Source organism: Chryseobacterium sp. WLY505 (genome assembly GCF_030846215.1).
Lineage (GTDB): Bacteria > Bacteroidota > Bacteroidia > Flavobacteriales > Weeksellaceae > Chryseobacterium.
This window is the reverse complement of sequence record NZ_JAVCWI010000001.1, coordinates 611,343-632,684: the sequence shown is the minus strand read 5'-3', so window position 1 is coordinate 632,684 and position 21,342 is coordinate 611,343. Positions and strand designations below refer to the sequence as shown.

At 37.5% G+C, this 21,342-nt stretch carries 18 protein-coding genes; 5 read left to right on the top strand and 13 right to left on the bottom strand.

All coding sequences use genetic code 11. The features are described from left to right. Positions 1–137: 137 nt before the first annotated feature. The 4 genes from RAH34_RS02915 to rpmB all read right to left on the bottom strand — a co-directional run bounded on the left by RAH34_RS02915 (position 138) and on the right by rpmB (position 1,783). Complete coding sequence (locus RAH34_RS02915; RefSeq protein WP_306595092.1) at positions 138–1,094, bottom strand: MBL fold metallo-hydrolase; 957 nt, start codon at positions 1,092–1,094, stop codon at positions 138–140. A gap of 84 nt (positions 1,095–1,178) precedes the next feature. Further along, on the bottom strand, positions 1,179–1,331 hold the full coding sequence (locus RAH34_RS02910) for a DUF4295 domain-containing protein (protein WP_002976755.1): 153 nt from the start codon (positions 1,329–1,331) through the stop codon (positions 1,179–1,181). Positions 1,332–1,351: 20 nt separating this feature from the next. Further along, positions 1,352–1,534 (bottom strand): 50S ribosomal protein L33, encoded by a 183-nt coding sequence (gene rpmG / locus RAH34_RS02905; protein ID WP_027373683.1) that lies wholly within the window; start codon positions 1,532–1,534, stop codon positions 1,352–1,354. Positions 1,535–1,540: 6 nt separating this feature from the next. Continuing rightward, positions 1,541–1,783, bottom strand: a complete 243-nt coding sequence (gene rpmB, locus RAH34_RS02900) for a 50S ribosomal protein L28 (protein ID WP_002976757.1) — start codon at positions 1,781–1,783, stop codon at positions 1,541–1,543. Between the two features lie 243 nt (positions 1,784–2,026). Between rpmB and RAH34_RS02895 the strand changes: the two genes are divergently transcribed. Next, complete coding sequence (locus RAH34_RS02895; RefSeq protein ID WP_306595091.1) at positions 2,027–3,736, top strand: T9SS type A sorting domain-containing protein; 1,710 nt, start codon at positions 2,027–2,029, stop codon at positions 3,734–3,736. Positions 3,737–3,959: 223 nt separating this feature from the next. Here the strand turns inward: RAH34_RS02895 and lnt are convergent, their stop codons facing one another. Then, positions 3,960–5,594 carry an apolipoprotein N-acyltransferase gene (gene lnt / locus RAH34_RS02890; RefSeq protein ID WP_306595090.1) on the bottom strand — a complete coding sequence of 545 codons (1,635 nt, stop codon included), beginning with the start codon at positions 5,592–5,594 and terminating at the stop codon, positions 3,960–3,962. A gap of 56 nt (positions 5,595–5,650) precedes the next feature. On the opposite strand from lnt, the gene RAH34_RS02885 reads away from it, so the two are divergent. Continuing rightward, entirely contained in the window at positions 5,651–6,064 is a 414-nt protein-coding gene (locus tag RAH34_RS02885; RefSeq protein ID WP_306595089.1) for a VanZ family protein, read from the top strand. On the opposite strand, the gene proC is transcribed toward RAH34_RS02885, so the two are convergent. The 4 genes from proC to RAH34_RS02865 form a co-directional block, all read right to left on the bottom strand. Beyond that, positions 6,054–6,857: a pyrroline-5-carboxylate reductase gene (proC, locus tag RAH34_RS02880; protein ID WP_306595088.1), complete on the bottom strand. Its 804-nt coding sequence runs from the start codon at positions 6,855–6,857 to the stop codon at positions 6,054–6,056. The genes RAH34_RS02885 and proC overlap by 11 nt on opposite strands. Positions 6,858–7,376: 519 nt before the next feature. After that, on the bottom strand, positions 7,377–8,390 hold the full coding sequence (murB, locus tag RAH34_RS02875) for a UDP-N-acetylmuramate dehydrogenase (protein WP_306595087.1): 1,014 nt from the start codon (positions 8,388–8,390) through the stop codon (positions 7,377–7,379). A gap of 3 nt (positions 8,391–8,393) precedes the next feature. After that, positions 8,394–8,879 carry a hypothetical protein gene (locus RAH34_RS02870; RefSeq protein ID WP_306595086.1) on the bottom strand — a complete coding sequence of 162 codons (486 nt, stop codon included), beginning with the start codon at positions 8,877–8,879 and terminating at the stop codon, positions 8,394–8,396. 10 nt (positions 8,880–8,889) lie between these two features. Beyond that, positions 8,890–10,095, bottom strand: coding sequence for a pyridoxal phosphate-dependent aminotransferase (locus RAH34_RS02865; RefSeq protein ID WP_306595085.1), 1,206 nt, complete (start codon positions 10,093–10,095; stop codon positions 8,890–8,892). A gap of 227 nt (positions 10,096–10,322) precedes the next feature. Between RAH34_RS02865 and RAH34_RS02860 the strand changes: the two genes are divergently transcribed. The 3 genes from RAH34_RS02860 to RAH34_RS02850 all read left to right on the top strand — a co-directional run bounded on the left by RAH34_RS02860 (position 10,323) and on the right by RAH34_RS02850 (position 14,642). After that, positions 10,323–12,815, top strand: a complete 2,493-nt coding sequence (locus tag RAH34_RS02860; protein ID WP_306595084.1) for a GEVED domain-containing protein — start codon at positions 10,323–10,325, stop codon at positions 12,813–12,815. A 306-nt stretch (positions 12,816–13,121) separates the two neighbouring features. Then, complete coding sequence (locus RAH34_RS02855; protein WP_306595083.1) at positions 13,122–14,087, top strand: T9SS type A sorting domain-containing protein; 966 nt, start codon at positions 13,122–13,124, stop codon at positions 14,085–14,087. Between the two features lie 99 nt (positions 14,088–14,186). Then, positions 14,187–14,642 carry a DUF1801 domain-containing protein gene (locus RAH34_RS02850; protein ID WP_306595082.1) on the top strand — a complete coding sequence of 152 codons (456 nt, stop codon included), beginning with the start codon at positions 14,187–14,189 and terminating at the stop codon, positions 14,640–14,642. Between the two features lie 345 nt (positions 14,643–14,987). On the opposite strand, the gene RAH34_RS02845 is transcribed toward RAH34_RS02850, so the two are convergent. The 4 genes from RAH34_RS02845 to RAH34_RS02830 are packed head-to-tail and all read right to left on the bottom strand — an operon-like array spanning position 14,988 to position 21,332. Further along, positions 14,988–16,253: a TolC family protein gene (locus RAH34_RS02845; RefSeq protein WP_306595081.1), complete on the bottom strand. Its 1,266-nt coding sequence runs from the start codon at positions 16,251–16,253 to the stop codon at positions 14,988–14,990. Beyond that, positions 16,243–19,338, bottom strand: coding sequence for an efflux RND transporter permease subunit (locus tag RAH34_RS02840; RefSeq protein WP_306595080.1), 3,096 nt, complete (start codon positions 19,336–19,338; stop codon positions 16,243–16,245). Before RAH34_RS02840 ends, RAH34_RS02845 begins: the two co-directional genes overlap by 11 nt. 15 nt (positions 19,339–19,353) lie before the next feature. Further along, the gene (locus RAH34_RS02835; RefSeq protein WP_306595079.1) at positions 19,354–20,457 is read right to left on the bottom strand and encodes an efflux RND transporter periplasmic adaptor subunit; all 1,104 of its coding nucleotides are present in this window, start codon (positions 20,455–20,457) and stop codon (positions 19,354–19,356) included. Between the two features lie 56 nt (positions 20,458–20,513). Next, positions 20,514–21,332: an HAD-IC family P-type ATPase gene (locus RAH34_RS02830; protein WP_306595417.1), complete on the bottom strand. Its 819-nt coding sequence runs from the start codon at positions 21,330–21,332 to the stop codon at positions 20,514–20,516. Positions 21,333–21,342 lie beyond the last annotated feature (10 nt).

Sequence of the window (21,342 nt, the reverse complement as noted above, 5' to 3'; positions counted from 1 at the left end):
GGTGAGCAAAGATAGCAAAAAAACTACCCAAAAACAGGAGTTGTTTTTTTATATGTAAACAAAGTCTTATTATTTTTATTTACTGATATTCAGCATGAGGAGTTTTTATTACGGCCTGATAGATAAACTGATTGCCATTATAATTCAAATTCGTCTCCCAGACGTGCGATATTAAATCCTTTTTCAATAACCTGTTTACTCTGTCTGCTATCCGGATTTAAAATTTTATTGGTATGATTAAAATGGATAAAGAAAATTCTTTTTTTATATTCAGGTGACAGGTTTTTAAACAATTCCATACTCTCCACTACAAACGGGTGTGGAATATCGTCAATATTTCTGTATCCTATTTCTTCCGAATCATAGAATGTACCATCCAGAAATGCATAATCTACTGTTTTTATCAGATCTGTAATACTGTATTTCCACTTATTCCATTTATCTATATCCGGAATGAATAACGCTTTTTTATGAGGTCCTTTAATAATGAAACCCACTGTTTCCGAATATTCATCACGGTGGGGAACCTGTATAGGAGTAACTTCTAAATGAGAGTTCACCTCTATTGGTGTTTCATTCTGTATCTCATAGGGAATAATATTCTGCAAACGGACCAGCTGAGACCATGGCCCACTGGTTTCAAAGAACTTTTTAAGCCGTGGCATGGTATATACAGGAACAGCTTTGGAATTCATACCTTCTTTTCCCAAGAACATAAGACCTGTATAATGTCCGATATGTGCATGGGTGATAAAGATACCATCAGGTACGGCTTTCTTTGGATCTGCTGAATGCTCCATCAATAATTGCAGTTGCTGAGTGAAATCCGGGGTGGCATCGAAGATATAATTTTTCTGCAGTTCGTTGTCGATGACTCCCAAAGAAGATACTTTCCTGTCCTGCCGGGGATGTTTCCAGAGATCCATACAACATTCTTTACGGCATCCGATCTGTGGGGAGCCGGCATCCTGTACATTTCCCAGAATAATAATTTTTACATTCGCCTGAGAACTGCTTTTCCCGTGAATTGTTTGGGAATGACAGGGAGATCCGATAAATAATATCGCGGAAAATAAAATAAAGAATTGCTTCATAATGTGTTTTTTTATGAAACGAATATAATAAAAAAACTACTCAAAAAAATGAGTAGTTTTTTTATATTGTAAACAAAGTACTGATTATTTTTTTAAATAACCGTCTACTTCGTCAGCATTCATTACTTTTTCTTCGAAAACGTAAGCTCCTGATTTAGAAGACTTAACCATTTTCACCACTTTAGTCATCTTCTTAGACTGACCGCTTTGTAGGGTTGCTACTACTTTCTTTGCCATGGTAAGTTATTATTTATAAATTACTTAATTTCTTTGTGAAGGGTAGATCTCTTAAGAACAGGATTGTATTTTTTCAATTCCAATCTCTCTGTAGTGTTCTTTTTATTTTTTGTAGAAATGTATCTAGACATTCCTGGCATACCACTTTCTTTGTGCTCTGTACATTCAAGGATTACTTGAACTCTATTTCCTTTTTTTGCCATGATTTATTAATTCTTTTTAATCAATCCGTTTCTAGTAGCTCTTTCAATAGCTTCCTCGATTCCAATCTTGTTAATCACTCTCAATCCATGAGCTGATACTTTCAGTGTAACGTGCTTATCTTGCTCCGGAAGGTAAAACTTCTTCTCTAATAAGTTAATTTCAAAACGACGCTTCGTTTTGTTATTAGCGTGAGAAACGTTGTTACCAACCATTGCACGCTTTCCTGTTATTTGGCAAATTCTTGACATATCTCGATGTTCTTATTTGTATAATATTTGAGAGTGCAAAATAACGAAGAATTTTTTAGATAGACAAATCTTTTGGAAAATATTTGTAAATAAGTGGCTGATTAATAATATTGAATTTTTAAAATAGCAGAACCCTTGGGATACAGCAGATAATCGGTGCTGATATATTTCATACAGCCTTTTTTTTACCCGGAGAATTTAATAACTTATCTTTGTTTTTAATTAATCTAAATAAAAACAACTATGAAGAGGATCTATATTTTATTATCTATGGTACCAGTTAGTCTAATGGCTCAGAACTTTACTGAGGTGCAGACCAGTATGAATAATTTTTATTATTCTGCAGCTGATATCGCAGATATAGACAACAATGGTACACTGGATATTGTGTTCAACGGAGCGATAGACTCTGACGGGGACGGAAATGTAGACAGTACGTATAATGAAGTGTATCAGAATAATGGGACAACTTTATTGCCGTTTGCAGGGTTGGGAGCAGATGTGACCCATCTTGGAGATATTAAGTTCATAGATTATAATAACGACGGTCTGATGGATATTATTTCTACAGGACTCAGCTATATGGATGTTGTTAATTATAAACAATACCGATTCAAAAATACAGGTTCCGGATTTGTAAAAGAAGCAGAATTGCCGGGTAAAATTTACGGATCTCTTGAAGTTTTTGATTTTAACCATGACGGGAAACCGGATTATGCCATTAATGGAACTCAATACGCTCACGGAGGAGGTTTTGGAAATAGTCTGGATTATTACAAAAATACGGGTGCCGGTTTTGACCTTACAGAAAATTGGGTAGATGGAACTCAGAGCGGAAGTTTTAAAGTAGTAGACCTTAATAATGACAACCTGCTGGATCTTGTGATTGTCGGATCAGATATCAATGGAGATGCAGTATCCAAAGTGTACATGAACCAGGCCGGGGTTTTGACTCCTACACAGGATCTTGCGCCTGTAGCAGTGGGAAAAATAGATTTTGCAGACTTTAATGCAGATGGTTTTCAGGATATTGTAGTGATTGGAAGCGATCCAAATGATGAACCTTATTTTGCTGTTTTAATGAACGATGGTACCGGGACATTAACTCCTCAGACAATTGCTGTAAACGATATTTCAGATGTGGCACTGAGTGTTGGAGATTTGAATAATGACGGCTATTACGATTTTATTATTTCAGGGAATGAAAATTACAACGCTGTTGTGAAAACCTATATCTATAATGTTTCCAATCATACATTCAGTGAAGGAACGGTAACGGGGGTTACTGCCCTTGGAGGTCCGGGGCTGGTACAGCTTTTTGATTTTAATAATGATCATCATCCGGATATTTTATTGGGTGGATTTGATTGGGCTGCTTCTGATCTTCCTTCCCTGACTAAAGTATTTAAGAATAATTCTACAGCAGCGAATGCAAAACCTACAGCACCCACTCAATTGAATCTGACTAAAAACGGAAACCGTTTTAATTTTACCTGGAGTGGGGCATCGGATGATAAAACTCCGGTGAATGCTTTGCGTTATGAAATTACCGTAGGATCTACACAGGGAGCCCATGATATTGCAAAATATGTAGTAACAACACCATCATGGTTTCTTGAACTTGATCCTTCCATTCAAAATGTATACTGGAGTGTGAAATCTATTGATGCTTCAAAAGTATATTCTGATGCTTCCACACAGGGTGCGTTGGGAACGGCTGAGATCAAATCTGAAAAGCAACTTGTTATCTATCCAAATCCAACATCAGATAAAGTATATATCAAAGGAGAAAAAATTTCGGAAGCTGAAATGTATTCGATGGAGGGGAGGAAACTGAATATCAGTGTGAATGAGGATCAGTCTATTGATGTTTCTCATTTGCCTAAAGGAGTCTATTTATTAAAACTGAAGATAAAAAACGAAATAACCACCAGAAAACTTACGATTAAGTAATTGAATCAATTCTATCTTCTATTAATGAGAAAAGCCAGGCGTCCAGCTGGCTTTTCTCTTTTTTAGTCTGAATATTTTACGTATTTAAAGCAAAGTAAAACTTCATAAAATAAAAATCTGCGTAATCTGTAAATCTGCGAGAAAATATAAGGCTCGCAAATCTTGCAGATTACGCAGATCTTGTGTAATTCATGCGTAAATTTGTGCAATTAGTGTTTAAAAACTAAGCTTTCTTTGTTTTCTTTTTAAACCATTCAATCAGATAATAAAATAATAAAAACCCTAGCGCAAATATGGAAAACCTTGAAAGAAGGTCACCTGCTCTGGTATAAAATGTCATAGTGTCATAGAGGTTTACTTTTGCAAATAAAGCCGTCTGGTCACCATAGAAAGTGTCGGCCGTTATCTCTCCTTTAGCATTGATATGTGCAGAAATTCCGCTGTTGGCAGCACGTGCAATTTCTCTTCTGGTTTCAATAGCTCTCAGTTTAGCATAAGATAAAAGTTGTTTGTGCCCTTCTGTAACGCCCCACCAGGAGTCATTGGTCATAATACCTAAGAAGTTAGCTCCTTTTTTTACATAGTCTGTTACAAATTCACCATAGATACTTTCATAGCAAATGATAGGGGCCAGTTTTCCTTTATTGTAAGGATTTGAAAAGGCAACTCTTTCTTTATCCGTTCCCAAAGAAGCTACTGTTCCTCCCAGATTCAGCATAGCATCTCCAAGCAATGGTTTTAAAACATTCATATAAGGGAATATTTCAACACCTGGCACCAATTTTCCTTTGTGGTAAGCCTGTACTTTCTGATGAGGTACCAATTGAATGGCGGTGTTGTAGCTGCTCACCCAAACACCGCTATTAATCTGATACGCTTCTTTAGGTAAGTCGGAAGGATTATAAAAGAATCGGTGTGAAGAAATTCCTGTTGCAAAAACAGATCCTGGGTGACTGGACAAAAATCCTTTGATATTATTGAGAAGTAAACTCTTTTCAAAAGCTGTTTCAGAAATAGATCCTCTTCCCGGTAAAGCAGTTTCCGGGGCAATATAGTAATCTATTTTACCTGTTGAGTTTTTTTCAGCAAGAGCTAGTAAATCCTGTTCTATGGTCAGACTGTCTTTTGAATACTTTTCAGCATAAGGATCAAGATCCGGTTGCAGCATCAGAACATTAACCTGTCCGATTGGTTTTTCATCAAAATTATTGTATTTGATTACTGAAATAATCATTGGCAAAGCAATTAAGACTCCAATAATAGCCGAATTTTTGATCAAATCTTTTCTCTTTCTTCCGGCTTCCCATGTTCTTACTGTGTAAAAAATAAGTACGTTAATCAGTAGAATCCAAAAGCTTCCTCCGGTTGCTCCTAAAGTGTCATACCATTGGATCAGTTTTGGGTAATCTGAAAATACATTCCCAAGGTTCAGCCACGGCCAGGTAAGCTCCCATCCTAAATGAAATTTTTCAAAACTCATCCAGATGGCAATCAAAAATCCTAATCCCCAATACGTTCCCTGAGCATTTTTGTACCAGTGATAACATTGGAATACCAGAGAATATAAAAAAGAATTAACCAGTACCGGAAATAAAACAGCCATCAGAGAGTGGCTTCCGTCAGGGTTTTTGGAACCATACAGCCATCCTGTAGTGACTACGTTCCAGATCACAAAACATAAGTAGGATAATCCGAAGACCACCCAGCTTTTCCTTTTATAATCTGAAAATTTTGAAATTCCATGCTCCATCATCAAAAGAGGAACAAGAGCGAAAAATATAAAAAACGGAACTCCATAAGTTGGCCATGAAACCGACAGCAGCATTGCTGAAATAAGTGTAAGTAGAACGTATTTCATTAAATTATTTTAATACACAAATTTAATGTTTTTGAAATGAATATATTAGCAGTTCGATGTTAAAGAAAATTTATAAAATCATTATTGTTCCGTATACTCTGTTTTTGCTCTATCTGATGTTCTTAGGAATGGGCAGATTTCAATATGACGAAAATCTCATCACGGTAGAGCCTGTCTTTTCTACCATAAAATTTATTCAGGGGCCTACTAAGACGATAGATATTGTGAGGATTGTTTTAGGGAATATCATGATGTTTATTCCTTTTGGATTTTTGGGTTGGGTCATTCCCGAACTGAGAAAGCTGAAACCGTTATTATTTGGCTTTATCTCATGTATCGTTATTGTAGAAGCACTTCAATATTTTACCAGGATGGGAATATTTGAGGTAGACGATATCATCCTGAATACTTTTGGGGTGTATCTGGGATGGAAGATTTGCGGATTGATTGAAAAAAGATTTAACGATTAAGTTCCTTTGCACGCTTTTCGGCGTTCAGAATTCCCTGTTTCAGAATTTCTTTAAAACTGTTTTCTTCAAATGTTTTTAAAGCAGCTTCAGTAGTTCCGCCTTTGGATGCAACGTCTTTAATCAGTTCTTCAAGATTCTTTTCTGAATTATTGATCAGATGATAAGCGCCCAGCATGGTCTGTTTTACAAAAAGTTTGGAAAGATTTTCTTCAATTCCCATTTCAATACCTGCTTTAATCATAGCATCGATGATATAATAGAAATAAGCTGGCCCACTTCCTGAAAGGGCGGTGACACCATCCAGGAGTTCTTCGTTCTCCAGATAAACCGATCTTCCTGTGCTGTTCAATAATCTTTCAATATTGATTAACTGACTGAAAGAAATTCCTTTGGCCGCAGTATATCCTGTGATTCCCATTCCCAGAAGGGTAGGAGAGTTAGGCATTGCTCTTACCACAAGCGGATGATTCAGTAATTTCTGGATTTTTTCAATATTAATCCCCGCCATGATGGATAAAATCATCTGGTTTTCTTTGAAAGTAAATTGAATGTTTTGGGCAACGGTTTGAAAATCCTGAGGTTTTACAGCGATAATAATCAGATCAGCATCAATATCTTTTACTTCTTCAAAAGTGGAAATTTTAGATTTGGGAAATTCTTCAGCTATTTTGGTGATTTTTTCCTGACTTCTTATAATAAGATGGAGATGTTCAGGTTTGATCAGTTCGTACTTCAGAAATGATTTTGAAAAAGAAAGCCCCATATTTCCGGCACCAAGAATAGCTATTTTCATCACAAATTGTAATTTTTAAGCTAAAATAATGATTTTCCGGAGACTAGATATGAATTGATTCTGAATTAATTTTTGTTGGGTAAGCGCAAAGGCGCAAAGGTTTTGAATACTATGCCGTTTTTAAGTCGCGATAAAATCGGAGATTTTAAGCAAAATTTGAATAAAGTTATTTTCCTAAACATCTGCGTCATCTGCGAAATCTGTGAGAAATTATATTATTAAAAAATATACATTACTTAATTTTATCACAGATAAAATAAAAACCATATTATTGTTGGAAAACGCAAAGACGCAAGGTTTTAAATAATATGCCGTTTTAAGACGCGAGAAAATCGGAGATTTTCAGCAAGGGTGAGAATTAAATAAGATAAGGTTAATCCTTTTGTAGCACAAAGATCGAACAGCATTAAATTTTATCACAGATAAAATCCTTGCGACTTTGCGTTTATCTAACACTTACAAATAATAAGAAATAAAAAAGACTGAATTCATATGAATCAGCCTTTCTATATTTTAAAATTAAATAATATTCACTTCCCGTTCAAGCTCTATCCCAAACTTTTCTTTCACGGAATTGATGATCTCTGTAGAAAAATCAAAAATTTCTTTCCCTGTAGCGTTTCCTGTAGCATTGATAATTACCAGAGACTGCAGTTTGTGTGAAGCTACATTTCCGATCTGCTTTCCTTTCCATCCACATTGCTCAATCAGCCATCCGGCAGGGACTTTTACCATCTCTCCATTCGGATAACCCTGAATATTTTCAAACTGTTGTTTTAATGCTTCAAACTGAGCCAAAGGAATAGTAGGGTTCTTGAAAAAACTTCCGGCATTTCCGATTTCTTTAGGATTTGGTAATTTGCTTTGTCTTATATTGATTACAGCTTTGGATACATCCTGAATGGTAGGATTTTTAATGCCAAGATTTTCCAGTTCAGATTTGATAGCTCCATATTCTGTCTTGATATGGTGATTTTTTTGAGTAAGCTTAAAAGTAACTTCCAGAATAACATATCTGCCTTTTCCTTCCTGTTTGAAAATAGAATCCCTGTATCCGAATCTGCATTGTTCAAGATTGAAAGTTTTCAATTCAAGATTTTCTAAATCCAAAACCTTACAGCTTACAAAAATATCTTTGATCTCTGTTCCATAAGCTCCTATATTCTGCATAGGAGAAGTTCCTACATTTCCGGGAATTAAAGAAAGATTTTCAAGGCCACCATAATTTTTTTGCAGGCAGAACATCACAAATTCATGCCAGTTTTCCCCAGCTTTTGCAGTTACCCATACTTCATTATCATTAATGCTCTCTTCAGAAATTCCTTTTAAATTGAGTTTAATTGCAAGTCCTTCAAAATTTTTGGTAAGAAGAATGTTACTTCCGCCTCCTAAAAAAAGAAGCTGAAGAGATTGTTTTTCCGCGAAAGTAAGTGCCTCTTTTAACTCATCAATGGTATTGACTTCAGTAAAATATTTGGCTTTGGCTTCAACACCGAATGTGTTATAAGGTTGTAATGAAAAATTTTCCTGCATGTTTTATTTATATTCTTTGGGAAGAATCTTGTCTAGTTGTTCTTTAAGTTGTTGGAGCTGTTTGTAATGTATGGTATCTGCATAAGCATTCACATAGATATGTGATTTTTTGGGAGTCCTGATCTGGAAGGTTTCATCTATTCCGTCTACAGACTGTTGGCTGGGAGAGCTTTTGATATGGTCAAGATCTGTAATATTGACGGATGATACCAGCTTTTTCCATATTTCCGGATTGATGGCAGATGCCCATGCCTTATGGGTTTTATTGGCTGTCATTCCTTTTTCTGCAAAAACAGAATCTTTCGTAGCTTTAATAATCCTGTAGTTTCCGAGATTTCCTTCAACATCAGATACACTGATGAAGGTTATTTCGTGTGGATTTTTAGGGGAAGCCGACTGTTCTTTCTTTTTGGAGTCACAGGAAAAAAATGCCGACAGCAAAAGAATCGAAAACAGGATTTTCAGATGGAGTTTTTTTGTTGTCGGCATAAGATGTATTTTACAGACTGAATTCTTCTCTGTACTTCTTTAAAGCTTCTTTAAGAATTTCAGCACTTCTTTTTAAATCTTCTTCTTTCAGAACGTAAGCAATTCTTACCTGCTTTTTACCTAATTCAGGATCGCTGTAGAATCCTCCTGCAGGCGCCACCATGATGGTTTCGTTATTCAGAGAATATTTCTCAAGCAGCCACTGAGCAAATTTTTCAGTATCGTCTACCGGAAGTTCTGCAACACAGTAGAAAGCTCCTCTCGGCTTAGGGCAGATTACTCCAGGAATAGCGTTTAAAAGATCTACCAATACATTTCTTCTGTGGGTATATTCTTCTCTTACGGCTCTGATGTAAGGACCGTCATTCTGGTGTGCTGCTGTTGCTGCAATCTGTCCTAAAAGAACCGGGCTTAATCTTGCCTGTGCAAAAAGCATCGCCGCATTACGGATCTTGTTGGAACGTGTCACCATACATCCGATTCTTACGCCGCACATAGAGTAACGCTTGGATTCTGAGTCAATGATAATACAGTTTTCAGACAATTCAGGGAAATCAAGCATTGAGATCTGTTGCTTTCCATCATAAACGTACTCTCTGTATACTTCATCAGAAATGATTACGATATCATATTTCAACGCAATTTCTGCCAGTTTCTGAAGTTCCTCACGGGTATAAAGATATCCGGTAGGGTTTCCAGGGTTACAGATAATAATTGCTCTTGTTTTTTCTGTAATTTTTTTCTCGAATTCTTCAACAGGTGGCAAAGCAAAACCTGTATCAATTGTAGAAGGAACCGCTACTACATTCACATCAAATGTGCTGGTGAACCCGTTGTAATTGGCATAATAAGGTTCAGGAATAATCACTTCATCCCCTTCGTCGCATAAAGTAGAAATGGCAAAGTTCAGGGCTTCAGAACCTCCGTTGGTAACAATAAAGTTATCAGGAGTAAGATCGGAGAAGCCTAAAGAATGGTAGTACTCTGTAAGGGCTTTTCTGTATTCAATATTCCCTTCAGAAAGCGCATATTCCAATACTTTTAAATCGATGTTTTTTAAAGCATTTAAAGCTGTTTCCGGAGTTTCAATATCAGGCTGTCCGATATTAAGGTGATATACTTTTATTCCTTTTTGTTTTGCTTGTAACGCAAAGGGAACCAGTTTTCTTACCGGCGATGGCGGCATATGCAGTGCTCTGTTTGAAATATTCGGCATTGTTCAAAAAATTTGTATGACAAAAATAGGATTTAATTTCTCAATAATAAAATTAAGAGCCAATTAAGAAGAAGTTCACTCCTTTTTTATATTCTCTTTAGAATCTGCTTATTTTAATGGTTTTTGATGTTGATATTCTATCTATTTTAAATAAATGTTGATTTTTTATTAAAAATAATAATTTTGTATTGTTATTTTTCCTAAATTTCGCCACAAATGTGATTAAAATGGTAATAAATTTATTTTCTAGAGTGGTGCCTGCCGCTGCTCTATTCTCGGCCAGTGTAATGATGGCTCAAAATTTTCAGACAATGCCGGTTTCTTCAGGGTATACGGCAGACGTAATTGCTAATGGAATAGGTTCCTCAACAGTTTCAACAAACAATGATGTAGATGGTGTTTCTTACGCTTTTGTAGCTAAAGATTTCCAGCTAACTTCCACAAGTGCCGCCATTACGTATGGTATTCCTGTTGACGGGGTTATCAATTCTGTAGTGGGAGCCACTCCGGGATTAAGTTTTCAGCTGGCAAGTTTAAATGCAAATAATTCTTTACGATTAGCTGCTATAAATGATGTCGGGACTCTGGCATTTACAACACCCAAACCTGTTACTAAACTGTATATGCTTGCTGTGAGTGGAAGTGGTACTTCTACGGTAAGTGCAGTGGTAAATTTTACAGATGGGAGTTCGCAGACGTTTTCAAATATCAGTCTTGCGGATTGGTATGGAGGATCTAACTTTGCTATTCAGGGAATAGGAAGAATTAAAAAACCCGGGGCTACTCCAGGTGCTGGTGATGATGTTCCTTCTCCTGAGGGGGGAACGAACCCAAGGTTATATCAGATTGAGCTGGCAATAGATGCTGCCAATCAGGCAAAACCAATTCAAAGTGTAACCGTTACCAAAGCTAGTGGTTCAGGTTTACCTAATATTTTTGCTTTTTCAGCAGATGTATATTCAGACTGTGCTCCGCCGGTATTGCAGGCAGTTTCAGGAATTACAGCTAATTCTGCTTTAGTTTCATGGACAGGTAGTGCTGCCAGTTATGATGTATACCACAGTACCTCAAATACAATACCATCAAATTCCGTAACTCCTACTTATCCCGGAGTAGCAGGAACAAGCACAACGATAGGCGGTCTTAATTCAAATACTACCTATTATTATTGGGTAAAATCCAACTGTAATACTGCAACGAGCCAAAGTGTATGGTCTTTTGCAGGAACATTTAAAACGGCTTGTTCCACTTTCACGGTTCCATATACAGAGAATTTTGATACAACAAGTACAGGTTCCTCATCCAATACCAATGCTCCAAGCTGCTGGGCATATCTGGAAAGTGCATCATTTGCAGGTTACGGCTATGTAGCAGCCTCCAATAGTTATTCAGCACCTAATTCTTACTATATGAATAACTCAAGTGGAACTACAGGCAGTCAAATGTTGGTTGCACCTCCTACGATCAACCTTTCAGATGGTACGAAGCGTGTAAGATTTTATGCAAAAGCGGGGGGAAGCAATTATACATTGTTAGTGGGAACCCTATCAAATCCTGCTGATCCCAATTCTTTTACACAAATTGGAGCTCCTATTGCTTTAACAACCACGCACAGCCAATATACGGTTAATATTCCTGCAGGTACCGATTTGCAGTTAGCATTTAAACATGGTTTAGGAGGTTCTTCACGTTCTATTTATATTGATAATATTACCGTTCAGGAAATTCCTTCCTGCCTTGAACCAACGGCACTTACGTCATCAAACGTAACAATGAACTCAGCAACAATCGGTTGGACAGCACCAGCTTCAGTTCCTGCAAACGGATACGAAGTATATTACAGCACAACCAATACAGCTCCTGATGCTACAACGGTATTGAATGCTACCAATTCTGTAACTTCTACTACTATTTCTGCGCCATTGAGTTCATTATCTGCTGATACGAACTATTATGCATGGGTAAGATCTGTATGCAGTGCCAGCGACAAAAGTATCTGGAGTGAAGTTATTGCATTCAGAACAGGGTATTGTCTGCCTTCATCCACTTCTCAGAATTCATGGCTTTCTGATTTCAGTTCTACAGGAGGACTTGTCGACATGGCTTATTCGTCAGGTTCAAGTGTTGCAGGCGGGTATCAAAACTTAACTACAAGCAATAACAAAATAATCAATGCTCCGGGATCCAGTACTTCAGTATCTTTTACTGCCGGCGGTCCTACATGCGGAATCGGGGTTTGGGTAGACTGGAATAATAATTTGACTTTTGAAGCTTCAGAGAGAATGTTTGTTACCAACACTTATATTACAAGTACTTCGGGATCTATCACTGTACCTGCAGGAACACCTCTGGGAACTTATAGAATGAGAGTGGTGACTGATTATAACAGTACAGCACCTTCAAACCCTTGTACTGCTATTTCAAGAGGAGAATTTATTGATTTTACATTTGAAGTAGCTACTTCTTTATCAACTGCTGAAACGAATTTGAAGAAAAAAGAAGTGAGTGTATATCCTAATCCTTTCAAAGATGTGCTTCATATTGCAGACATCAAAGATGTTAAATCTGTAATAGTTACGGATGTAGCAGGAAGAGTAGTGAAAACTATTGACAATCCAACTAATGAACTTCAGTTAGGTGAATTAAATACCGGTTTATACTTAGTAACGATGAACTTTAAAGATGGTTCAAAATCAACAGTAAAAGCCATTAAAAAATAAAATTTTTTGAGTTAATAATTTCTGTAGGCAGTTGCATTCGTGTAGCTGCCTTTTTTGTGATTAGTTTAACTTACTTTTTTTTTAATATTCCGATTTTTAAGAGGTAAATTATTTCTTTCTTTAGAGATTTATTATTGAGAATAAGTAAATAATATTCATTACATGTTTTTTGAATGTTAATAATTTTAGTTTTTTTTCAGCTATTTTTTACAATTTAAGTCGATATGTTATTTATTGTTTTGTGAAATAGTTTTTTTATTAGTGGTTTTTTACTTTTGGACTATATAAACACAAAAACCTCTCACTATGAAAAAAAAACTATTTTTAGAAAAGCTTTCATGTCTTGCTGTATTCTCTACCGCTGTAATGCAGGCTCAGAATTATCAAACCATGCCGGTTTCTTCAGGCTTTACAACCGATGTCATCGCTAACGGGATGGGTTCTTCCATGATGAGTACAAGCAATGATGTAGATGGAGTTTCTTACGCTTTTGTAGCTAAAGATTTTCAGTTGACACCCACAAGCCCAGCTATTACGTACGGTATTCCTGTTGATGGCATTATCAACTCTGTAGTTACAACAACTCCGGGACTTAGTTATGTTTTAGGAAACTTAAATGCGAATAATTCATTAAGACTGGCTGCTGCCAATGATAGCGGAACTCTTACGTTTACAACTCCTAAAGCTGCTTTTACATTGTATATGCTTTCTACCAGCGGTAGTGGAACATCTAAAGTGAATGTAACAGTTAATTTTACGGATGGAAGTAGCCAGGTATTTTCCAATATAAGTCTTTCTGACTGGTATGGAGGATCCAATTTTGCCATCAAGGGAATTGGAAGGATTAAAAGAACTTCAGATGGTTTAGAATCCAGTACTTCGGATCCAAGATTGTATCAAAATGCATTGGCAATAGATGCAGCCAACCAGGCAAAACCAATACAAAGTGTGATGATAACCAAAGCAAGTGGCTCCGGCTATCCTAATATTTTTGCTTTTTCAGTAAACGAAAATACGCAGCTTAGTACCGCTGAAGCAAATGGTCTTAAAACAAGAGATATTTACCCGAATCCTTTTAAAGATGTTTTTCATATTAGTGATATAAAAGGTGTTAAAACTATAACGGTTACAGATGTGGCAGGAAGAGTAGTGAAAACTATTGACAATCCAACTAATGAACTTCAGTTAGGTGAATTAAATAACGGTTTATACTTAGTAACGATGAACTTTAAAGATGGTTCAAAATCAACAGTAAAAGCCATTAAGAAATAATATTTTTTGAGTTAATAATTTCTGTAGGCAGTCGCATTCGTGTGGCTGCTTTTTTGTGATAATTTTCTAAAATAATTGTATTTTAGAAAAAAATAAAAAATGCAGATTCAATCAGTTTCTATAGAAGATTATATCTCAAAAATTCCTGAAGAAAGACAGGAACCTTTTAAAAAGCTTTTTGATACCGTGAACAATAATCTCCCGAAAGGTTTTGAAGAAGCCACCAATTACGGGATGATTGGTTGGGTAGTTCCTTTGGCAACATTTCCTGCAGGATACCACTGCGCGCCCGGGACACCGCTGCCATTCATCAATCTCGCTTCCCAGAAGAATTTTATAGCACTGTATCATATGGGACTGTATTCAACACCGGAACTTCTCGACTGGTTTGTGGCAGAATATCCTAAGCACTCCAAAAAGAAACTGGATATGGGAAAATCCTGTGTACGTTTCAAAAAAGCAGAAGATATTCCTTTTGAGCTGATTGCAGAACTCAGTAAAAAAATGACTGCAGACGATTGGATTAAAATTTATGAATCACAGTATAAGAGATAAAAAAAGCCCTGAAATCTATTTGATTTCAGGGCTTTTTTTATGCTGGAGGCTTGAATAATGAAGCTAGAAGTAATATTTGTGTTTTTAGAATTACTGATTGAGATTTGATAATTTTTTGAGTTTTAAAAATTATTGATATTTATATACAATTTTACATTAATACTGCTACCCTCTGTCATTCTGAATGTAACGTAGTGAAATGAAGAATCTAAGATTTACATGGGATTTATCCTTCGTCAGAATGACAATGGTGTAAAATTGTATATAGTCACCAGACTAATAAAATGATTTTCATCTATCCATCGATCTCCAGAAACCTCCGTCCTCCAGCTTTTCATCTTCCAGTTAAAAACGAATATCCCAGATCCCGGCTTTCCGTTCAAGCTCAATCAAAGCAGCTGCATTGTCTGCAAGAGCCTGATAGTAATCTTTTCGAACATTATTATAGGTTCTCTGGGCATTCAAAACTTCAAGGATAGAGCTTTCTCCTCTTTTGTAGCTGTAGGTAATCCCTTCTAAGATATTTTGTGCTTCTGAAAGCATTCCGTTATGGAATTGTTTGAGCTGTTTCTGAGTGGCTGTATATTGTTGATAGGCCTGCATTACTTCAGCTTTTATACCTTGCTCAATCTGTTTGTATTCAACTTCAGCCTGCGAATGAGCCATTTCTGCTATTTTCAACCCGGCATTTCTCCTGTTAGAAAATTTTAAAGGAATACTAATACCCATTTTTACAGCATTTACAGTGGGGGAAGGAGCAATTTCGTTAGTAGCCTCGGTATGACGTTCTGCTCCGGCGCTGATGCCAAGATCTATGACCCGGTTGGCTTTTTCAAGATTGATCTGGCTTTTGGCAACTTCCGTATTTTGTTTGGCTGCCAATAGATCTGCTCTTTCATTCAATGCCTGAAGAATCAGATCATCAATGCTGAAATCTCTGTTGAAGGTATTAAAATCTCCGGCAACAGCTCTTCCCGTTATTTTGCCGTCTCCCAGGAATATTGACAAACCGGTGATCGCCTGTTGTGCTGCACTTTCTGCCTGATATACCTCATTAAGCAAAGAAGCGGCTTCCAGTTTACTCTGTTTGGAAGTGACTAACGTTATCGTTCCTAATTTGTAACGGATACTGTCGGATTTTGCGAGTTGCTGCATATTTTGATAAGAATCCTGCTGTACTTCAAGCAAAGCTTTGGATTTTAAAGCATCAATATATCCTAAACTGGCATCTGCACGGAGATTCCTGAAAAAATCCTGCAACTGTATTTTGCTTAGTTCAGATTGGTTTTTGGCCAGATTAACACGAGCTTTTCTTTTTCCACCCAGTTCAAGTGTCCAGCCGATGGAGGCTCCATAGACATACCCCATATTCTGATTCACTCCGTTATTGGTGGTTTCCATTTCCAGTTGAGGGTCAGGAAACATATTAGCAGTTTGGATAGCCGCTTCGGCCATACTTACGTTATATTTCTGCGAAGCGTAGCCAAGATTCTTATTTCCCACAAGACTCAGGTATTCTTCAAATGGTAAGAGCTCTTTTTCCTGTGCCTTTATTCCTGTAATACTCAATAATACTACAGATAATATGATAAGTTGAACTTTAATTTTCATCTGATTCCAAATTTTGTTTTTCGCTTCGGCGTTCAGCCATAAAATAAATAGCCGGCAGCACGAATAGGGTTAAAATAGTAGAGAACATCAATCCATAGACGATTACAGTTGCCAGTGGACGTTGTACATCAGAACCGATTCCTGTGGCCAATGATGCCGGGAAAAGCCCGATTACAGCAACCGTTGCGGTCATCAGTACGGGTCTGAAACGGTCTTTTGCCCCTTTGATGGCTGCCTGTTTCAGTTCATATCCTTTTTTACGCAGATCATTGATATGAGAAATCATAATGACTCCGTTCTGGATGGCAACTCCGAAGAGTGCGATGAATCCTACTGCAGAAGAAACATTCAGAGACATACCCCTTATGTTGAGTGCCAGCATTCCGCCAAATAATGCCAGTGGAACAATAGACATCAGAACCAAAGCCTGTCTGAAATCTCCAAATGCACCATACAATAACAGGAACATAATGGCTAATGCCAATGGAACGATAAATGCCAGTCTGGAATAGGCTCTGTTTTGATTTTCAAACTGTCCACCCCATTTGATCTGGTATTTCTCGTGATCATATTTGATATCTTTTTCAATTTTATCCTGTGCATTTTTCAGGAAGGAAGAAAGATCAGTACCTCTAAGATTCAGCTTTACCGTAAGATGTCGTTTATTCATTTCTCGGGTAATGGTGCTTTCTCCGGTACTTAATTTCACTTCTGCGACCTGTGATAAAGGGATTTTTGCTCCTGAAGCTGAGGTCAGCATCAGGTTTCCGATTTTGTCAGGTGTGTCTCGGCTGTCTTCTGTATAACGGCATGAAATATCATAGACCTTATTGCCGATAAAGATCTGGGAAATGGCTTTTCCTCCTAATGCGACTTCAATAAGGTCGGCTACATCAGCTACATTCAAACCATACTGAGCGATTTTATCTCTGTTGGCAATAATCTGTAATTGAGGCAATGGCGGTTCCTGATCAATGGCAAGGTCTGCCGAACCCGGAATTTTATTTAAAGTAGACAATACATTATCTGCAATTCGTCTTGTTTCTTTAAAGTCTTCACCATATACTTTTACGACCAGTTCGCTGTGGGCTCCGGAGATTTTATCCATCACTCCATCAATCATAGGCTGTGAAAAACCTACAGTGAATCCCGGCATATCTTTATAATCAGCGGCGAGTTCTTTGATGAGGTCTGCTTTTGTTTTTCCTGCAGGCCATTCGCTATAAGGTTTTATTCCGACAGAAACTTCAAAGTGGGAAGCCGTCCAAGGGTCGGTACCGTCATCGTTACGTCCTGCCTGAACCATCATATAAGTAATTTCAGGATGTTTTAAGGTACGGGCACGTAAAGTATCACTCATTTCTTTTGATTTGGCTAAAGAAATTCCGGGAGGCAGCTGTACCTGAAGCCATATAGAACCTTCATCCAGTTCGGGAAGAAAATCTTTTCCTACGTGATAGGAGAGAATTCCGGCGGAAACTAATACAATCATAATAGGAATGATCACTTTTTTAGGAGTCTGCATTATTTTTTCAATACTTTTTCCATAGGCTGTGCTTAGCTTTTCCAGCCATTTATTGTGATAGATTTTCTGTGGTTTACGATAGATCACATAAGCGAACCCGGGGATCAGAAGCAATGCTACAGCAAGTGCTCCTAATAATGCATATCCTACAGTAAAAGCCATGGGAGTGAATAATTTTTTCTCTACTCTTTCAAATGCGAACAGAGGCAGATAAGCCGTAATGATAATAATAGTGGAAAAGAAAATAGGCTTGGCCACTTCAATCACTCTTTGGGTAATTGTTTTTTCTTCCAATGTCTCTTCAGAATTTTCTTCTCGTTTCTTCAGAATGGTTTCCAGCATGACGATGGCTCCGTCTACAATAATTCCAAAATCAATAGCTCCCAATGAAAGCAGATTGGCGGGAATATCTGTGAACTGCATTAATATAAAAGCAATTAATAAAGAAAGCGGAATGGTAATAGCCACCAGTAATGCTCCGCGCCAGCTTCCAAGAAATACAATCAGTACAATAATAACCAATACAATTCCTTCGGTAAGCGTATGGGAAACGGTAGTAAGCGTTGTTTTGACAAGGTCTGTTCTGTCCAGAAAAGGATGGATCTTTACTCCGGGAGGAAGTGTTTCATTATTCAGTTCTTCAATAGCTTCATGAACCCCTTCTAATACTTGTGAAGGATTTTGGCCTCTTAATAAAAGTACGATTCCTTCTACACTTTCAGAATAATTGCGGTTTCTGTCGGTATAGCCAAGAATTCCTTTCCTTTCCAGATTTCCGTATTTCAATATTCCTACATCATTCAGGAAAACAGGAACTCCATTCTGGGTTTTGACTACAATTTTTCCAAGATCATCCAGGTCTTTTACCAAACCTATTCCGCGGATTACATACGCAAGATTTCCACGGGGAAGCATACTTCCTCCGGCACTCACATTATTTTTGGAGATTGTTTCTGTAACTTCTGACAAAGACAGTCCGTATTGTTCAAGCTTATGCGGATCAAGCTCAATCTGAAACTGAGTGGTAATTCCTCCGAAATTGGTGACATCAGCAATTCCTGAAACCTGTTTGATACGGGGAATAATCACAAATTTTTGTAAATCCGTAAGTTCCCGCAGACTATGGTTATTACTTTCGATAATATAACGGTACACTTCGCCGATAGGAGAGGTGAGAGGATCTAATCCGGGTTGTGCACCATAAGGAAGCTCCACATCTGTCAGCCTTTCCTGAATACGCTGTCGTGCCCAGTAATCGTCTATGCCATCATCAAAAACAATGGTAATAATGGAAAGGCCGAAAGTACTTTTGCTTCGCATCACATGCATTCCCGGAAGTCCGTTCAGAGATCTTTCCAACGGAATGGTAATTTGCTGTTCTACTTCTTCGGCAGCCAAACCCGGAACTTGTGTTACCACCTGGGAAGTAACATCGGCAATATCGGGATAGGCTTCAATGGATAGTCTGGTCCAGGAATAATATCCGAAGAACCCCAGCAAAAGGAAGAGAGCAAGCATCAGCCATCTCTTCTGTATAGAGATTGTTAGTAATTTCTTCATAGTTTTTCATTTACATTATTTCGCATCCAGCATATAAATTCCTCCTTCGGTCATGATGGTTTCTCCGGTTTTTAATCCTGATATAATCCTTACTGTTTTCTGATCAGTTTCTCCTGTTGTCACGGGACGTTTTGCATATTGATTCTTACCTGTTTTTACCCATACATACTGGGAATCATCCTGCTGCATCAAAGCGGTTACAGGAATCATCACTGTCTTTTCCGGAGTTGTTGAAAAGTTGACTGTAGCGTACATGCCCGGCTTTAGCTTTCTGTCCGGGTTGTCACATTCAATAAGAACTTTGATACTTCGGGTATCTTCGTCTACAATTTCATTGATGTGGTATACTTTTCCGGTAATATTCCTGTCGGGATAGGCACTTACTTTTACAGAAACCTGATCTCCTTTTTTGACAAAACGGATATCTTTTTCTTTTACATCACCGGAAATCCAGACTTTTGATAATTCTGCGATGATCATTACCGGATCTGCATCTCCTTTCAGATATTGGCCGTTGACAATTTTGTTGGAAATAATTTCTCCGTTAATGGGTGCTCTTACCACAAGAGGACTTCCTATTCCTCCTCCCTTACTGTTATAAACCTTCAAGGCAGAAGAAGCATTAGAGAGGGATGTTTTTTTATTTTTAAAATCAGTCTCTGCTTCGTCCAGTTCTTTCTGAATACCCACTCCGTGTTTTACGAGATCCTGCTGGCGTCTGTAATTTTTTTCGGCAAGCTGTACATCGTTCAGTGCATCGGTATAATCCTTTTGAACCGAAAAATAATCTGAGGAAAGGATTTCAAAAAGGGGACTTCCGGCCGAAACATTTTGTCCAAGCTGAATAAAAGATTTTGTAATTCTTCCGGAAAAAGGACTGGCAATTTCTGCATAATGATTGGGAATGGCCTGGATTGTTCCTGCTGAAACGACACCATCACTGTGTTCCTCTTCAGTAACGACCTGTGTTTTAATTTTTTTGAAAACAGGATGGGTTTCCGGAACGGTAACCTGATCATTTTTTAAGAGAAGATCCTGATCCTGCGGAGTTTCATTTTTTTGGTTTTTACAAGAGGTAACAATTGACAAAAGTACCATTGTTAAGACTGTTTTTTTCATATAAGTTATTTATAACCATTATTTTATTGATAGATCTGTCAACTATGACTTTTTTATTAAAGCCACTGCCCGAATTTTCTGATAAACCATTGTTTCACAAACTGGGTTAAAACACAATATCCTGTAAGAATTCCTATTAAATAAGGGAAATAACTCAGAGGTAAAGGCTGCATTTTGAGATACATAGCCATTGGGGTGAAAGGAATCAGAATTCCGATCAGCATGATTAAACTTGTTAATGCAACTACCGGTGTGGCTGCCCAGCTTTGGATAAATGGAATTTTTTTTGTTCTGATAATGTGAACAATCAATGTTTGGGATAATAATCCTTCCACAAACCATCCTGTCTGAAACAAACCTTGTTGTTCCGGTGTATTGGCTTTGAAGATAAAAAACAGAATTGCAAAAGTCACATAATCGAAGATGGAGCTCAAAGGACCTATGTACAACATGAACTTTTTAATGCTTCCGGCATCCCATTTTTTTGGTTTTTCCAGAAATTCTTTATCCATTGTATCCCATGGAATGGAGGACTGTGATACATCATACAGCAAATTCTGGGTTAAAATCTGTAGCGGAAGCATAGGCAAAAACGGAAGTAATGCACTGGCTCCAATCATGCTGAACATATTTCCGAAGTTGCTGCTGGCCGTCATTTTTATATACTTGACGATATTCCCGAAAGTTCTTCTTCCATAAATTACTCCGCTTCGAAGGACCATCAGATCTTTTTCCAACAGGATGATATCCGCACTTTCTTTGGCAATGTCTGCTCCGGTATCAACGGAAATTCCCACATCTGCTTCTTTTATAGCTGCAGCATCATTAATGCCGTCTCCCATAAAACCAACGGTGTGACCTTTTGATCTTAATATTTTTACAATA

Bases quoted from the DNA above. Each gene is read 5' to 3' on its own strand.
- RAH34_RS02915 (WP_306595092.1), bottom strand. From the start codon at position 1,094: ATGAAGCAATTCTTTATTTTATTTTCCGCGATATTATTTATCGGATCT.
- RAH34_RS02910 (WP_002976755.1), bottom strand. From the start codon at position 1,331: ATGGCAAAGAAAGTAGTAGCAACCCTACAAAGCGGTCAGTCTAAGAAG.
- rpmG (WP_027373683.1), bottom strand. From the start codon at position 1,534: ATGGCAAAAAAAGGAAATAGAGTTCAAGTAATCCTTGAATGTACAGAG.
- rpmB (WP_002976757.1), bottom strand. From the start codon at position 1,783: ATGTCAAGAATTTGCCAAATAACAGGAAAGCGTGCAATGGTTGGTAAC.
- RAH34_RS02895 (WP_306595091.1), top strand. From the start codon at position 2,027: ATGAAGAGGATCTATATTTTATTATCTATGGTACCAGTTAGTCTAATG.
- lnt (WP_306595090.1), bottom strand. From the start codon at position 5,594: ATGAAATACGTTCTACTTACACTTATTTCAGCAATGCTGCTGTCGGTT.
- RAH34_RS02885 (WP_306595089.1), top strand. From the start codon at position 5,651: ATGTTAAAGAAAATTTATAAAATCATTATTGTTCCGTATACTCTGTTT.
- proC (WP_306595088.1), bottom strand. From the start codon at position 6,857: ATGAAAATAGCTATTCTTGGTGCCGGAAATATGGGGCTTTCTTTTTCA.
- murB (WP_306595087.1), bottom strand. From the start codon at position 8,390: ATGCAGGAAAATTTTTCATTACAACCTTATAACACATTCGGTGTTGAA.
- RAH34_RS02870 (WP_306595086.1), bottom strand. From the start codon at position 8,879: ATGCCGACAACAAAAAAACTCCATCTGAAAATCCTGTTTTCGATTCTT.
- RAH34_RS02865 (WP_306595085.1), bottom strand. From the start codon at position 10,095: ATGCCGAATATTTCAAACAGAGCACTGCATATGCCGCCATCGCCGGTA.
- RAH34_RS02860 (WP_306595084.1), top strand. From the start codon at position 10,323: ATGGTAATAAATTTATTTTCTAGAGTGGTGCCTGCCGCTGCTCTATTC.
- RAH34_RS02855 (WP_306595083.1), top strand. From the start codon at position 13,122: ATGAAAAAAAAACTATTTTTAGAAAAGCTTTCATGTCTTGCTGTATTC.
- RAH34_RS02850 (WP_306595082.1), top strand. From the start codon at position 14,187: ATGCAGATTCAATCAGTTTCTATAGAAGATTATATCTCAAAAATTCCT.
- RAH34_RS02845 (WP_306595081.1), bottom strand. From the start codon at position 16,253: ATGAAAATTAAAGTTCAACTTATCATATTATCTGTAGTATTATTGAGT.
- RAH34_RS02840 (WP_306595080.1), bottom strand. From the start codon at position 19,338: ATGAAGAAATTACTAACAATCTCTATACAGAAGAGATGGCTGATGCTT.
- RAH34_RS02835 (WP_306595079.1), bottom strand. From the start codon at position 20,457: ATGAAAAAAACAGTCTTAACAATGGTACTTTTGTCAATTGTTACCTCT.